We start from the raw sequence: 749 nt of genomic DNA, 5'->3' as shown, positions 1-749 counted from the left end.
CTGCTCAAGCAGAAGGCCATCGCTGAAGGCGGCCGCGCCATGATCTATTACGCCGCCCAGTACGCGGACAACATGATCGCCGGCATGCTCGAAGACGACATGAAGAAATACGAGCACTGGGACAGCGAGCTGGGCTTCCTGACGCCGATCCTGAAAGGGTTCCTGACCGAGAAAGGTCTGGAAGCCGCCAACGACGGCATGCAGGTATTCGGTGGCCACGGCTACATCAAAGAACACGGCATGGAACAGATCGCCCGTGACGCGCGCATCTCCACCCTGTACGAAGGCACCACCGGCATCCAGGCGCTGGACCTGCTGGGCCGCAAGGTTCTGCTGTCCTCCCGCGGCAAATGTGTGCGCGAATTCTCCAAGAAACTGGTGGATTTCGGCACCAAGAACCTGCGTGACCCCAAGCTGCGTCCGTTCGCCTGGAAGCTGCTGAAAATTGCCGCCGAGTGGAACTACCTGACCACCCGCATCATGCTGGTGGCCGCGAAAGATCGTGACATGGTTTCCACCGCCAGCTACGACTTCCTGATGTACAGCGGCTACGCCATGATGGCGTACTTCTGGGCACTACAGGCTGGCGTGGCCAACGACAAGCTGGAAAACGGTGGCAACGAGCCGGCGGAATTCTACAAGGCCAAACTGGCCACCGCAGAATTCTACTTCGACCGCATGCTGCCCAGCGCCAAGGGCCATGCCGAAGCGGCACTGAAGCCCACCAAGAGCACCATGCAAATGAGCGC

The 749-nt window shown here is 59.9% G+C and carries 1 protein-coding gene; it reads left to right on the top strand.

Translation table 11 applies throughout. The annotated features are described in order from the left end of the window. On the top strand, window positions 1-749 hold a 749-nt coding region (locus A3730_RS05705; protein ID WP_197477316.1), incomplete at both ends, for an acyl-CoA dehydrogenase C-terminal domain-containing protein.

The sequence above is a fragment of the Alcanivorax sp. HI0044 genome (assembly GCF_001634945.1).
The sequence above is the reverse complement of the archived record's forward strand: the minus strand, read 5'-3'. Positions and strand labels throughout refer to the sequence as shown.